Below are 14,531 nucleotides of genomic sequence, written 5' to 3'. Positions count from 1 at the left end.
TTTTACCCCGTTTGATTTTCAGGAATCAGACGGGGTTTCTTTTTGGTCAGTTTATGAGAATAATGAAAAAAAATCCCTGAAAAATTTGGTCTGATTGGTATTTGTTGCAATAATTGTAATAAAATAAAATTAAATTTTATATTATAAAATTATTCCAAACCAACGATCAATGAAACTCAAACTTTATGCATGGATCACAGGAATATGCCTCCTGTTTTCGGCACTACCAATGATGGCACAGGACCGCTCCGTATCAGGACGGGTAATGGGTGCCAATGACAGTGCTCCGCTTCCGGGAGTAAGTATTTTGGTGAAAGGAACCAATGCCGGAACCACGACGGATGGTGACGGAGCCTTTAAACTGAGGGTGCCAGCCAACGCGGTGTTGGTCTTTTCGTTTGTGGGCTACAACCCTAAAGAAGTGACAGTAGGAAACCAAACCGCGTTGGATGTTTCGCTTGAGTTGGACAACCGCCAACTCAACGAGGTAGTAGTTGTAGGCTACGGGACCGTGAAAAAAAGTGATTTAACTGGTTCATTGGCCTCCGTAAAATCGAAGGAAATCAATGCTTTCCCTGCTACTAATGTTTTGCAGGCTCTGTCAGGCCGCGCGCCAGGCGTGCAGGTAACACAGAATACGGGAGCACCGGGCGGTGCGGTAAGTGTTCGGATCAGGGGAACGAACTCCGTGCAGGGCAGCAACGAGCCGCTGTACGTGGTCGATGGTTTTCCCACTTCAGGCAGCAATCCCACCATTCTCAACAACTCCGACATTGAGTCGATCGAAATCCTGAAAGATGCTTCAGCTACGGCCATTTATGGGTCACGGGGGGCCAATGGCGTGGTGTTGATCACGACCAAACAGGGCAAAGCGGGTAAAACGCAGGTGGATTATGAAGGAAGTTACAGCATTCAAACCCTACGTAAAAAACTGGATCTGATGAATGCCAAAGAATACGCCACCTTCTACAATGAGCAGGCCGTCAACGACAAAGTGGCTCCGTACTTTACGCAGGCACAGATTGACGGATTCGGTGAAGGATACGACTGGCAAAACCTCATTTTTCGCAAAGCGCCCATGCAAACCCACAACCTGACAGTGAGCGGAGGTACTGAAAAAACACGTTATTCAATTGGTGGAAGTATTTTTGGGCAACAGGGCATTATCATCGGCAGCGACTACAATCGGTATTCGCTGCGTGCTAACGTGACCACTGACGTCAGCAAGAAATTTAACCTTTCGTACGGGGCCACACTGACCAATATTCAGACGAGTCGACAAAACAACGGGGGCGGAAACCGGGGCGGATCCCTGATCTCGGCGGCTATTTCAGCTCCTCCCACGCTGACTCCTTACAACGATGACGGTAGCTATCGGGTGTTGGCCACGGCTTATCCCTTTATTTCCAACGTAATTACCAACCCATTGAATTACGTCAATGAGCAGACCGACGATATTACCGCCAACCGAGTCTTGGCCAACGTTGCCCTGACGTTCAAGCCGTTTGAGGGTTTAGCCATTAAAATTTCGGGCGGTATCGAAAATAGCGACGACCGTAATGACAGTTATACCACCACCAATTTTATCAATTCACAGGGTTCGGCCAGCGTTTCTACCACCCAGGGGCGGAGTTTATTGAGTGAAAATACCGTCAGCTATACCAAAAGCTTTGGCAAACACAGCCTCTCAGCGGTGACGGGATTTACGTATCAGGACTTTTTGAATACATCGCTGGGCGGATCAGGTGTGGGCTTTTTGAGTAACGTGACCGAAACGGCCAACTTGGGGTCGGCCAATACACCCGGTATTCCGAGTTCTGGTTATTCCTTTGCTACGCTGCTTTCGTATTTGGGTCGGGTTAATTACAGCTATAACAGCAAGTATTTAGCCACCGTCAGTTTTCGGGCAGATGGCTCTTCCCGCTACAGTGAAGGCAACAAATGGGGCTATTTCCCGTCGGCAGCGCTGGCGTGGCGGGTGTCGGAAGAAGAATTTCTTAAAAACTCCTCATTCATTTCCGACCTGAAAATACGCGCTAGTTGGGGCCAAACGGGCAGTCAGGCCATCGGTGCGTATGCCACGCTCAACAACTTAGGGGCGGGTAAAACGGTCTTTGACGATGCCTTGTACAATACGTTTGCTCCCGGTACCCGTCTGCCCGGAGATCTGAAATGGGAAACCACCGAGCAGGCCGATTTCGGAATTGACGCGGCGTTTAAAAACAACCGCTACCGCCTGTCGCTGGATTATTACGTCAAAAACACCCGCGACCTGCTTAATACCGTGCAGTTGCCTATTGGTTTTGGTTTCACCAGTACGATTCAGAATGTGGGTCAAATTCAAAATAAAGGGGTGGAAATTGCGCTGGACGCCCGCGTGATTGACAAAACATTCAAATGGGACATCGGCGGTAATATTTCCTTCAATCGCAACAAAGTGGTAAAACTCTACAACGGGGCAGATATTTTAGGCGGTTCGGTGGGCGTTACGCTCATCAGCGACAACGCTAACCTACTTCGTGAAGGCCAACCGATGAGCGTATTTTACGGTTATGTGAAAGACGGCTATACCGATTTGGGGAAAGAAAAATACAAAGACCTGAACGCCGACGGACTGATCAATCAATTGGATAAAACCATTATCGGTAATCCTAACCCTGATTTTATCTACGGTCTCAACTCCACGATGAGCTTCAAAGGACTGGAGCTGACGCTGTTTTTGCAGGGAACGCAGGGCAACGATTTGCTGAATGTAAGTTCTATCAACAATACGCTCGATTATGGTTTCGGGCTCAATATGCCCCGCGAAGTGTTGTATAATCACTGGTCACCCACCAATCCCAACGCTAAATATCCCGTGATTTCGCGGTCCAATAGCTACAATTATTCCGACCGTTTGGTAGAAGACGGTTCTTATCTGCGCCTGCGCAATATTCAGTTGGCCTACAGTCTGCCGCTGCAAAAATGGAACGTAAATTGGATGCGCACAGCCCAAATCTACGCAAGCGGTCAAAACCTGCTGACTTTTACCAAATACTCGTGGTGGGATCCCGAAACCAACTCACAGGGAGGTGCCAACTCCATTGGTCAGGGCATTGACCACTACAGCTATCCCACTTCCAAAGCCGTAACCTTTGGTGTACGTGTGGGCTTTTAATCGTTGAACTTAAGACTTTAATCATCGAAAAAAATGAAAAAAATACTCTTTTTCGCAGTATCGGGTTTCTTTTTGATGTCCTGCGAGGATGTTTTAAAAGAAGCCCCCAAAGCCGTAGCGGTAGAAACATTTTACAATACTGCAGCCGAAGTAGAAACCGCCGTCAATGCCGCTTATCAGGAATTGCGAGCTGTCAATGGCATCAGCGGACAACTCGGCGCGCAGGTAGAAGCTTATACCGATTACAGCTACGGCCGCGGCAGTTATCAGGTATTGAGCGATTTTCAGGGACTCAACAGTACCAATATTCCCCGTACCGACGAAGGATGGCGATTGTTTTACCTAAGCATTCGCAATGCTAACTTAGTCATTCAAAATGCCCCCAAAGGCGCTCGCATCAGTCAGGCCGACATCGCTAAGTACGTGGCAGAAGCCAAATTTTTACGGGCTTACAATTACTTTTGGCTGGTGAGAAATTGGGGCGGCGTACCCATTCGGACCGAAGCCACACTCACTGAGCCCAATGTAAAACGAAGTACCGCCGATGAGGTATACAATTTAATCATTGCTGACCTCAAAGAAGCTGAAACCAACCTACCCGACAAAGGCGCGCAAGTAGGGCGAGCCACCAAATGGGCAGCCAAAGCCGCTTTGGCCGAAGTCTATTTTACTCGTAACCAATACGCCGAAGCCCGCGACAAAGCCGATGAAATCATCAAATCGGGGCAGTTTTCCCTCGTACCTGTTACTGTTGCCGCCGATTTTGACAAAGTGTTTGGCCCCACCGTAGTCACTTCTCCGGAAGAGATTTTTTATTTGAAAATGACAAGACAGAATAATCAGGGCATGTATTTGGCCATGTTTGCCCATCACCCAGGCACCCGATTGCACGGTGCGGGCGGTTTTTTCGCACATTACACTGACTCTCAAACCAACCCCATATATAAAAACTGGGACAACAACGATTTGCGGAAAAGCTATAATTGGGTGAATTGGAACATTGGATTGGGAGCGAACAGCATGTTGTGCAAGAAATTTTCGGATGCTCTCGCGCCTTCAGGTACGGCGGCAGGCAATGATTTTCCGATATATCGCTACTCCGATGTGCTTCTAATGTATGCAGAGGCAGCCTGTCGGGCAGGAAATGCTCCAACGGCTACCGCGATGGAAGCCCTCAATCAGGTACACCGCCGGGCGTATGGCAAACCCGCAACGACACCCTCAACCGTTGATTTCAAGTTGGCGGATTATACCGCTGAAACCTTTAATGACCTGGTATTAAAGGAAAGAGGTTACGAAACCCAATACGAAGGCAAACGCTGGCTGGACCTCAAACGACTCGGTACGCCTAAATTGAAACAGATCATCAAAGCCGCCACAGGAAAAGACGTGGCAGATAAGCATTTACTTTGGCCGATTCCAGTGGGAGAATTGAATTTTAACACCGCCCTCGACCCAAGCAAAGATCAAAATCCTGGGTATTAACATACGTATGAAAAAAACCATTCTTTTCCTTTGCTCATGCCTGCTGCTCTTTATCGGAATACTGTTTCGGGCAGGCGCAGTGCATGGGCAACCCAACAGGCAACCTATGAAGCAACTGCTGACAACCAAGGGCTTAGTGGCCCTCTGGGATTTTAAAGAGCAAGAAGGGCAAACCAGAAAGGCCGTTGGACTAGCTGAGTTTCCGTTAACGGAACAAAACGGAACCCTGCCGCGCATCAATGAAGGGCCGTTGTCGGGCTACTCGACGCTTTTCGGTAATAAAGCCTTTCTTTCCTTGCCCAATGCCGAACTCGGCAAGCTCAATATTTATGGAAAAAATCAGGGCGTGACTGTAATGGCTTGGGTGAAATGGACGGGTGAACAAACGGGGTTTGTGGGGGGGATTTGGAATGAATACCAAGACGGCGGCAAACGGCAGTATGGACTGTTTGTATCGTTGCCGCATTATAACGGTCGCAATCAGGTCTGCGGGCATATTTCCCTTACTGGCAAGCCCACGCCGCCGTTTCCCTACTCCATTGATTACTCGGCAAGTGCGCAGACTGTTCCTGCCAACGAATGGTGCTGTGTGGCATTTACGTACGATGGCACGCATATTCGGTCGTATTTCAATGGCACTTTTGAAGCGCGTCAGCCCGAATTAATTGAGCATACCAAAGGATTTACCGGCTATCCAGAGGGCCTGACGCACTCCAAAAATCCGTATTACTTTCCCGATGGGATAGGCAGCAATGGGTCGGATTTTACGGTAGGAGCCGTACTGCTCAAAGCGGGTATGGGCAATTTCTTTAAGGGACAAATCGGCGGTTTGGCCGTGTTTGACCGTGCTCTTAGCGATGCTGAATTGAAAAAGTTATCAACACCTTTTTTACCCAAAAAATAAAAATGAAAAAATTACTTATTGGGCTCATTTTCAGTGGATTTCATACCTTCGCCCAAACCGAACGTTATGATTCACTTTGGAAAGACCCAACCGTCGAAAAACGCATTGCCGAAGGCATTGAGCAACATCGAAAGGGCGATTTCACGTTGTTGTTTCCCGATCTTCAAGGAAAAGCTGTGGTCGAAATTCAGCAGGTAAAACATGATTTTATGTTCGGTGCCAATATTTTCATGTTAAAAGGATTTAAAACGGAAGCTGAAAATCAGCGCTATGAAGAAGTGTTTAAATCGCTTTTTAATTTGGCTTGTGTCCCTTTTTATTGGAAAACCCTCGAACCCGAGCAGGGAAAGCCCCGCTATGCGTCCAACAGCTCTGCCATTTACCGCCGTCCGCCACCTGATTTGGTGTTGGATTTTTGTGAGAAAAACGGCATTACGCCCAAAGGACATACGTTGGTGTGGGATAATACTGACCACGCAGTTCCTACTTGGATTCCAGTCGATACGGCCAAAATTCAACCCTTGATTGATGCCAGAATAAGGGATTTAGCCCAACGGTACGGTTCAAAAATAAAAACCTGGGACGTGGTCAATGAGGTACTGAAAGACCATCCGCTTGTACCCATGCCGCCCGAATATCCGTTGAAAGCGTTCAAAACGGCGCAAAAGCATTATCCCGCCGATACACGCCTGTTTATCAATGAAGTAACCACTGAATCGTGGCAAAACTACCACCGCGATTACACGCCTTACAAATTGCTGATTGATAAACTGAAATACCAAGGGGCCAAGATTGGCGGCATTGGGCTGCAATTTCACTTTTTCAGTGAGCCGTTGCATTACAATGTCGTAGCCGGAAAGGCCATGACACCGTCGGATTTATTTCGGAATTTGGATCTATACGGTCGCTATAAGCTGCCCGTACACGTTTCCGAAATCACCATTCCAGCCTTGCCTGCGGGCCCCGAAGGACTTGAAAATCAGGCGCGTTTGACCCGTAATTTTTACCGCCTGTGGTTCAGTCATCCCGCGGTGGAGGCCATCATTTGGTGGAACGTAGCCGACGGAACGGCCGTAGCAGGAGAAGACAAGTGGCGCGGAGGATTTTTGGACGAAGCCCTCAAACCTAAACCCGCTTTTGACGTACTGGACGGGCTAATCAACCGGGAGTGGAAAACAAATTTGAAAGCTTCCGTTTCGGGTAAAAGTTATTCTTTCAGAGGTTTTTATGGAGAATACGTAGCCAAAATCACAGTCAACGGAAAAACCACGGAGCGGCGATTTGCCATTCATAAAAATCAACCCAAAGAATTTAAGCTTACCGGGTTGTAACTAATTATCAAAAAGTTGTATCACAATTCACATGAAAATCATTGACTTAAAAACCCGTTGCGTAGCCATTCCACTTAATGCACAACTGCGTCACAATACCGGCGTACATCCGGGTTATTTTTTGCGGACCATTCTGGAACTCGTCACCGACGAAGGCATCATCGGACTCGGAGAAGTGGGCGGCGGCGATCAGCGCGGCGCACTCCAAAAACTCAAACCTCGTATTCTCGGTCTGGATCCGTTTCACCTCGAAACGCTCAAGCTGAAAGTGCTGCGGAGTATTTATTATATGTCTAATGCCCGTTTGTACGCAGCCATCGAAATGGCATGTCTCGACATACAGGGTAAGGTGCTGGGCCGACCCATGTGCGATTTACTGGGCGGCAGTGTACGCAGCGAAGTGCCTTTTATTGCATATCTGTTCTGGCGCTACGACCGTCCGGGCGGTGGTCATGATGAGACAGCCGAAGATCTGGCCGATTATTGCGAAGAACTGCACGAAACATTGGGCGTTAATGCCATGAAGCTCAAAGCTGGGGTAATGGCTCCGACCGAAGAGGCGCGGGTACTGGAACTGTGCCGCGAACGGCTGGGCGATGATTTCGGACTGCGCATCGACCCCAACGGCGTATGGTCGGTACCGACTGCTGTTAAAATCGGCAAACGACTGGAAGAGCTTGGAATTGAATACTTTGAAGACCCGTCGTGGGGTCTCAACGGCAACGCCGAAGTACGAAAACAGATCAGAATTCCGATAGCCACCAACATGTACCCTGCCCGTTTTGATGACCTTGCCCCCGCCATCAAACTCAATGCCATAGATATTGTCCTCACCGATATTCACTATTGGGAAGGCCCTAAAGGCGTGAAGGATCTGGTGGCCGTATGCAACACATTCAATCTGGGCGTGGCCATGCACAGCGGCGCCGAATTCGGTATTGAACTCGCGGCCATGATTCATACCGCTTCTACTATCCCGACCATGACCTTCGCGGGCGACGCGCACTACCATTACCTCACCGACGATATTATCGAAGGTGGATTGATGAAGTACGAAAATGGCTGCATCAAAGTGCCAACTGGGCCCGGGCTGGGGGTCACGCTTGACGAAGACAAGATGAAGTTTTACGAAAAATATTACGAAGAAAAAGGCGATTACTACGCCCGTTTTCACCAAGATCCCTACCAACCTGACTGGTACCCGACGGTGGGAGGAATATAAACTCAGCTTATATGTCTGTACGTAAGTTAGTTATCACGCTTTTGTATTGTTCGTTCGGAGAGTGTTTTGCGCAAATACCTCCTGACTCAACCTTTTTTGTGCAAATAAGCCAACGGGACGCACGGTACTTGGCACTCAGCGACGGGAGTACGTTCATTCCCGTTGGGGCCAATATTTGCTTTCCCCGCCTTATTACCCAAGAAACGGAGGTATTGGCGTATTACGACCGTTACTTTCGGCGATTGGCGGCGAATGGTGGCAATTTTACCCGCATCTGGTTGAGTGTGCCGCTTTTTGAAGTGGAAAACAAAGAAGCGGGAAGCTATGATTTACGGCAGGCAGAGCGCATTGATAAAGTCTTAATACTGGCCAAAAAATACAATATCAGGGTCAAATTTTGTTTGGAACATTTTAGAAAAATTACCAATTCCCCTGCGCCTTTTCCGTCTTCTGTGCCGTTTGACCGTCCCGTCTATGCCGCAGACATAGCCACCATGGAAGAATTCTTTTTGTCCGAAAAGGGCAAAAAACACTACTTGGATCGGGTTGATTTTTTAGCAAAACGCTACGGAAACAACCCGACCGTTTTCGGGTGGGAGTTGTGGAATGAGGTTAATGCGGTCAATGTCAAACAAAAAGAAATTTTATTGAAATGGACGCGGGAAATGCTGGTGGAAGTAAAAAAACGCCTGCCGCGTCAATTGGTGATGCAGACCTTGGGAAGTTTTGACAGTGAATCGGCGTCGGAATTATACCGTACCTATTCACAACTGCCTCAAAATCAACTGGCACAGGTGCATCGGTATTTGGATACAGGGGCGGCGTTGGCTGTTTGTCAGGCCCCGATGGATGAATTGGGCAGCGATGCCGTGCAGACGTTGAAGCTTTTCAGTCCCGACAAACCCGTTATTTTGTCGGAAGTGGGGGGCGTAGAGCCGCACCATGCTGGACCGTTAAAACTGTATGAAAAAGACACCCTTGGTACCCTGCTCCACGATATTTTGTTTGCGCCTTTCTTTTCAGGTGCGGCGGCTCCCGGGCAGTCGTGGCATTGGGATTATTACGTTGAAAAAAATAACCTCTGGTGGCATTTCGGTCGCTTTGCGGAAGCCGTCAAAGGCTTTGACCCCATTGCCGAAAAAGCGGAATCGTTGGTAAAATCGTTGCCCGATCAACTGAAAATGTACGGGTTGTATGGCACAAAAACAACGTTGCTTTGGCTTCGCGACGGGGCTGCTACGTGGAAAACTGAATTAGTAGAAGGGCAACCTGCGCGCACAGTTTCAGGGCAATTATTACAAAATCCCATGAAAAATGCCCGTAATGTGTCCTTTTATGACCCGTGGAAAAACCGTTGGACCAAAGGTAAAATTACGGCCGATGGTACATTCCATTTACCCGAGTTTGGGCGTTCACTAATTGTAAAATTGGAAAAGTAACATGCGTTTACAACATAAAAAAGCCCTTGTGACGGGTGCCTCTGGCGGTATTGGAAAAGCGATTGCCCTGCAATTGGCGCGGGAAGGCTGTGCGGTGGGCATTCATTTTCTGGACAAAGCGGAAGAAGCTCAACAGGTGAGCGAAGAGATTCAGGCATTGGGCGGGATTGCGCAGGTATTTCAGGCTGATTTGTCTGAGCCCGTTCAAGCCCAACGGCTGGGAAATGAAGCCTGGGAAACGATGCAGGGAATTGATTTTTTGGTAAATAACGCGGGTGTTTCGTATAAAAAACACTTTCTGGACGTGACCGTCGAAGATGTGGAAACCTTTACGAATGTCAATTTTAAAGGTACGTTTTTCCTCACCCAAACCATTGCCCGAAAAATGGTAGAAACTAAAACCGAAGGTAGTATTTACACTATTACGTCGGTCAATGCCCTGCGGCCTGGCTTGGGATTAAGCACTTACGGAGCCACCAAAGGCGCTCTCGAAACTCTCATGCAGGGAGTAGCGATGGAATTGGCGCCGCACCGAATCAAGGTGAATACCATCGCGCTCGGCGCTTTTCAGACCGATATTACGGCCTCAGTTTGGCAAAATTCCGCTTTGCTCAAAGAAGTCAACGACGGTATTCCCTTGGGACGCTTCGGTCAACCGCAGGAAGCCGCTGCTATCGTGGTGGATCTGCTGGCTTCGGGCAGCTACCTAACGGGCGCAAGTCTGACCCTCGACGGCGGTCTGCTGCTAATGCGCGGCTACGGAAAACCGTCGCCTTATCAAAACGAAGAATAAAACCCTTTTCTGAACATAGAATAAAAGAGCGTTACTCATGAAGAAAGAAACGTATTTCCATCATTTATACAAAATATCTCTTGCGGCAGGGAAGGTCGCGCTGTTGGTTTTCATCCTATGGCCGGAGGCCGCCTTTTCGCAGGTCAAAGACAAAGCTTTGTGGCAGCCTTTCCGTGTCACGGAGCGGTCGGGCAATCAGCACATTGAGTTGTCGGGAGAGGGCTGGTCACTTGGCCACGCCGACCAACCCATTAAAAATACTTCAGAACTAAAGGCCCTGAAAGACGTTTTCAGCACCTCGGTGCCCAATTCAGTGCATTGGTCGTATTTCAAAGCGGGAAAACTGCCGCATCCGTATTACCACAAAAATTCCCTGCAATACACTTGGCTCGACGAAAAAGCTTGGTATTATCGCCGTTCGTTCAAACTGCCCGAAAAAGGAGCCGACGACTACGTTTTTCTCTGCTTTGAGGGCGTGGATTATTTTTCAAAAGTATGGGTCAATGACTCGCTTGTGGGCGTTCACGAAGGCATGTTTGGCGGACCGACCGTGGAAATAAGCCGTTTTTTAAAAGCCGAAAACGAAATTGTAGTGGAAGTGCGTGCCGGCAATTGGGGCAACAAAGCCACGTATTATGAGAATTTACCGCGCTCGGCTTCGGGCGAATTTGACTACTCAAAACGTACTGGTTACAACCCCCGCGCAAGCGGGAAAATCATCAAGCCCTGGGTGATTTCAGGCGGCTCGGGCGGGGAGCCTTTCTTCAGCGTGGGTATGTGGCAGGGCGTGCGGCTGGAAGTGGTCCCGAAAGTACATTTGGAGCGACCTTATTTGACCACAACCGACCTAAAAGGCCTGAATAATTTACAATCCGCTACCCTGCACCTTTCTTTAGAACTTTTGGCCAACGAAGCCTCCACCAACCTTTCACTCCACCCGTGGGTCAATGCGCAACTCGATCATCCCAACAATTATGGTCAAAAATTTGAGCCTGTTACGGAAAATTATACCGTACAGTTTGAGATGCTGTCGGGGACAACCTCCGCACTCAAACAGACATGGCAGGTCAACCTGACCAAAGGTCGCAACTGGCTCGAAAAAGACATTGCGCTGCCCAACCCGAAGTTGTGGAACCCCACTGGATTGGGGAAAGCGGAGCTGTACGAAGTAAAAATCACGCTCTTAAAAGAGGGTAAAACCGTTGATAATTTGCGGTTTACGTACGGTGTGCGCCGTATTGAGTACCTGCCCACGGCGGGAGAGCGCACCCGCGACCGCTGGGATAACTGGCAGTTTGTCATCAACGGCAAAAAGCTATTTGTGAAAGGTATGAACTTCACACCGCAGGATATTTTGCTCGACCTAAACCGCGAGCGCTACCGCTGGACGCTAGAAGCTGCAAAAAAAATGGGGGTTCAACTCATTCGCATCTGGGGTGGGGGTCTGCTCGAAACGCAGCATTTCTACGACCTCTGTAATGAATTGGGTATCATGGTTTGGCAGGACTTCCCCATCGGAAATCAGGATACGCCCGACTATCCGCAGGATGTGTGGGAAGCACAGGTAGTGCAAAACATTGTGCGGCTGCGGAATCATCCATCGCTGGCCATCTGGTGCGGGGGCAATGAATTCAACGCCTATTCATTGGGTAATGCTGCTTCCCTCGGAATCATTGAGCGTAACCTCAAACTCTTTGATCCTTCCCGCGTTTTTAAGCGGACTACGCCCGACCACGGTGCCATTCACACCTACCCCGACATGGACCCGATCTGGTACAACCGCAGCTATGCCAAAGCGCCGTGGATTTCCGAAACAGGCATGCACTCTATCCCGGAAGCGGGCGTTTTTTATGAAACCGTTGATAACAAAGAATTTACGGATTTGGGTAAAATGTGGGACAAAGAATTCTACAAAACCCACCCTGAGTTGATTCACCACTTCACCGAATACGGCCCTGGGCGTGTACCGCGTATGCTGAGCCGCGCCTCGCACATTACAGACGTAACCGACCCGAGCATTGATGCCATTTCGGAGGCGTCGCAGGTGGGAGCGGGTGAGTTTTATCAGATTTTTTCGGAAAAAATACAGGGCAATTATCCCGTTACAGCGGGACTGATGCCGTGGGTGTTTAAGCGTCATTGGCCCGTTATCGCCATCCAACTCATGGATTGGTTTGGCCACGCTGGCGCGCCGTATTATTTTCTTAAACGAACCTATGAACCTACCCACGTAGCTGTTGATTTAGAAAGGATGTTGTGGAAAGCGGGGGAAAAAATCAACCTGCCTGTCAAAATCACTCATGCACAAACACAGCCGATAAAGGGAGCGCAGGTGTCCGTGACGGTGCTGGATGATTCATTCAAATCGCTTTGGCACCAACAAAAACCCGTTACAATTAAGGCAGGGCCATCAGTTAATGCTTTACAAACGGGTGATTTTCAGATTCCGGCCGATTACCGAGACCGATTTTTGTTGGTGTTGACTGAACTGAAGGATGCTGCCGGCAAGTTGATTTCGCGCTCTTTTTATTATCCGCGCGTGTTGTCAAAAATGGAAGATGCCGCCTTTTATGACGACTACACCACCAAACCCATTGAATGGATCACGCTCGACAAAGGCCCGTGGCTGAAACCCACCGTGGCCAAATCGGTTACCCATTGTCAGTTGGCGGTTGTAAATCATGAAAAAATAGATGCTCAACACAGCCGAATTACCGTGCGCGTAAAAAATGAAGGTAATCTGCCCGCCTTTATGACCAAAGTGGACATCAGCGGCACCAAGCGGGCCATCGTGGCAAGCGATAATTACAGTTGGCTGGCACCTGGTGAAAGCCGCCAAATAACGCTGGACGTACTCTGGCGCGAACCTGAGACACAAAACAATGCAAAAGTGAGTTTCTCAGCGTGGAACTCCCCTAAAACGGAAGTGAAATTATGAACAAATCATTGGAAATACCGCCGCTTGCCACCCGCAAAAACTATAAATGGGAGCTGCTGGTACTGCTGTGGCTGGCCTTTTTTCTGAATCAGGCCGACCGTCAGATTTTCAGCGTAGTACTGCCGCTGATTCGCAAAGATTTGGGTCTGTCGGATGCCGAACTTGGACTCATTGCCTCGGCCTTGGTCTGGACCTATGGTCTGCTCGTCCCCGTTGCTGGTTTTATCGGTGATCGTTTTTCGCGGCGTAATATTCTGGGTGTTAGCCTTGTCTTCTGGTCATTGGCTACGTTGAGTACAGGTTTTTGTACCACGCTGATTCAATTCGTGCTGTTACGCGGTATGGCAACGGGTGGGGGAGAGGCATTTTATGCGCCTTCGGCCAATTCCCTATTGAGTGAGCACCACCCTAAAAATCGCTCATTGGCCCTATCGATCCATCAAACGGCGGTGTATTTCGGCATTATTTTGAGCGGATTGATTGCGGGGTATGTAGGTGAGCATTACGGTTGGCAACGAGCCTTTTTTCTCTTCGGCAGTTTTGGTATACTGCTTGGCATTGTGTTTTTTCTGCGGGTAAAAAAAGATGTACCGGCGTTTGTAAATAATTTCGGAAATGATTTTAATGCTGAAAATACGCCCGGTGTTGGTCAGGTTGCCCGCATTATTGTTCGTAAACCTACAGTTTGGATGCTAACTTTGGCGTTTGCCTGTATGGTGTTTGTCAACGTGGGCTATCTGACGTGGATGCCATCGTTTTTAGCCGAAAAATTTGGCCAATCGCTCACCGAAGCGGGCTTTACTTCACTGTTTTATCACCATGCTGGGGCATTCTTGGGTGTACTGATGGGCGGCAAAATCGCCGACCGCTACGCCGCCAAAAAACCGCAGAGCCGTCTGATCGTGCAGGCATTAGGGCTATTATTAGGCGCGCCGTTTATCTATTTGATGAGCGTCAGCCTTTCTCCAACAGTAACCTATACCGCGCTGTTTTTCTTTGGCATTTTTCGAGGTTGGTATGATTCCAACATCGTTGCGTCGCTGTATGAAGTGGTGGCGCCCAACATCCGTTCGTCGGCGTATGGGCTAATGCTGGCCTGTGCTTTTTTGGTGGGGGCTACTTCGCCGTATATTTTGGGGGTACTTAAACCTACACTGGGTTTGTCGGCGGGGTTATCCTATCTTTCATTTATGTACGTTCTGGGAGCGGCCCTTATCTGGATGGCGGTGGTTTGGTTTTTTGAAAAAGATAAAATCCGTTGA

The 14,531-nt window shown here is 48.8% G+C and carries 9 protein-coding genes; all 9 read left to right on the top strand.

The window, feature by feature from the left end:
* Positions 1-169 precede the first annotated feature (169 nt).
* From GVN20_RS27240 to GVN20_RS27200, 9 genes are read left to right on the top strand one after another with little or no spacing between them, the layout of a single operon-like run.
* Entirely contained in the window at positions 170-3,157 is a 2,988-nt protein-coding gene (locus GVN20_RS27240) for a TonB-dependent receptor (protein WP_166561378.1), read from the top strand.
* A 33-nt stretch (positions 3,158-3,190) separates the two neighbouring features.
* Entirely contained in the window at positions 3,191-4,642 is a 1,452-nt protein-coding gene (locus GVN20_RS27235; protein ID WP_166561377.1) for a RagB/SusD family nutrient uptake outer membrane protein, read from the top strand.
* Between the two features lie 7 nt (positions 4,643-4,649).
* Complete coding sequence (locus GVN20_RS27230) at positions 4,650-5,546, top strand: LamG domain-containing protein (protein ID WP_166561376.1); 897 nt, start codon at positions 4,650-4,652, stop codon at positions 5,544-5,546.
* 2 nt (positions 5,547-5,548) lie between these two features.
* Positions 5,549-6,877, top strand: a complete 1,329-nt coding sequence (locus GVN20_RS27225; protein ID WP_166561375.1) for an endo-1,4-beta-xylanase — start codon at positions 5,549-5,551, stop codon at positions 6,875-6,877.
* Positions 6,878-6,908: 31 nt separating this feature from the next.
* Entirely contained in the window at positions 6,909-8,099 is a 1,191-nt protein-coding gene (locus GVN20_RS27220; protein ID WP_166561374.1) for an enolase C-terminal domain-like protein, read from the top strand.
* Between the two features lie 11 nt (positions 8,100-8,110).
* Positions 8,111-9,538: a cellulase family glycosylhydrolase gene (locus GVN20_RS27215; RefSeq protein ID WP_166561373.1), complete on the top strand. Its 1,428-nt coding sequence runs from the start codon at positions 8,111-8,113 to the stop codon at positions 9,536-9,538.
* A 1-nt stretch (position 9,539) separates the two neighbouring features.
* Positions 9,540-10,331, top strand: a complete 792-nt coding sequence (locus tag GVN20_RS27210; RefSeq protein WP_166561372.1) for an SDR family NAD(P)-dependent oxidoreductase — start codon at positions 9,540-9,542, stop codon at positions 10,329-10,331.
* A 37-nt stretch (positions 10,332-10,368) separates the two neighbouring features.
* Positions 10,369-13,269, top strand: coding sequence for a glycosyl hydrolase 2 galactose-binding domain-containing protein (locus tag GVN20_RS27205; RefSeq protein WP_166561371.1), 2,901 nt, complete (start codon positions 10,369-10,371; stop codon positions 13,267-13,269).
* Complete coding sequence (locus GVN20_RS27200; RefSeq protein ID WP_166561370.1) at positions 13,266-14,531, top strand: MFS transporter; 1,266 nt, start codon at positions 13,266-13,268, stop codon at positions 14,529-14,531. Before GVN20_RS27205 ends, GVN20_RS27200 begins: the two co-directional genes overlap by 4 nt.

It is taken from the genome of Runella sp. CRIBMP, from assembly GCF_009905605.1.
GTDB lineage: Bacteria > Bacteroidota > Bacteroidia > Cytophagales > Spirosomataceae > Runella.
Note: the sequence above shows the minus strand (reverse complement) of the source record. Positions and strands in the feature narration are given on the sequence as shown.

Coding starts and splice junctions, on each gene's coding strand:
- GVN20_RS27240 (WP_166561378.1), top strand. CDS start 170: ATGAAACTCAAACTTTATGCATGGATCACAGGAATATGCCTCCTGTTT.
- GVN20_RS27235 (WP_166561377.1), top strand. CDS start 3,191: ATGAAAAAAATACTCTTTTTCGCAGTATCGGGTTTCTTTTTGATGTCC.
- GVN20_RS27230 (WP_166561376.1), top strand. CDS start 4,650: ATGAAAAAAACCATTCTTTTCCTTTGCTCATGCCTGCTGCTCTTTATC.
- GVN20_RS27225 (WP_166561375.1), top strand. CDS start 5,549: ATGAAAAAATTACTTATTGGGCTCATTTTCAGTGGATTTCATACCTTC.
- GVN20_RS27220 (WP_166561374.1), top strand. CDS start 6,909: ATGAAAATCATTGACTTAAAAACCCGTTGCGTAGCCATTCCACTTAAT.
- GVN20_RS27215 (WP_166561373.1), top strand. CDS start 8,111: ATGTCTGTACGTAAGTTAGTTATCACGCTTTTGTATTGTTCGTTCGGA.
- GVN20_RS27210 (WP_166561372.1), top strand. CDS start 9,540: ATGCGTTTACAACATAAAAAAGCCCTTGTGACGGGTGCCTCTGGCGGT.
- GVN20_RS27205 (WP_166561371.1), top strand. CDS start 10,369: ATGAAGAAAGAAACGTATTTCCATCATTTATACAAAATATCTCTTGCG.
- GVN20_RS27200 (WP_166561370.1), top strand. CDS start 13,266: ATGAACAAATCATTGGAAATACCGCCGCTTGCCACCCGCAAAAACTAT.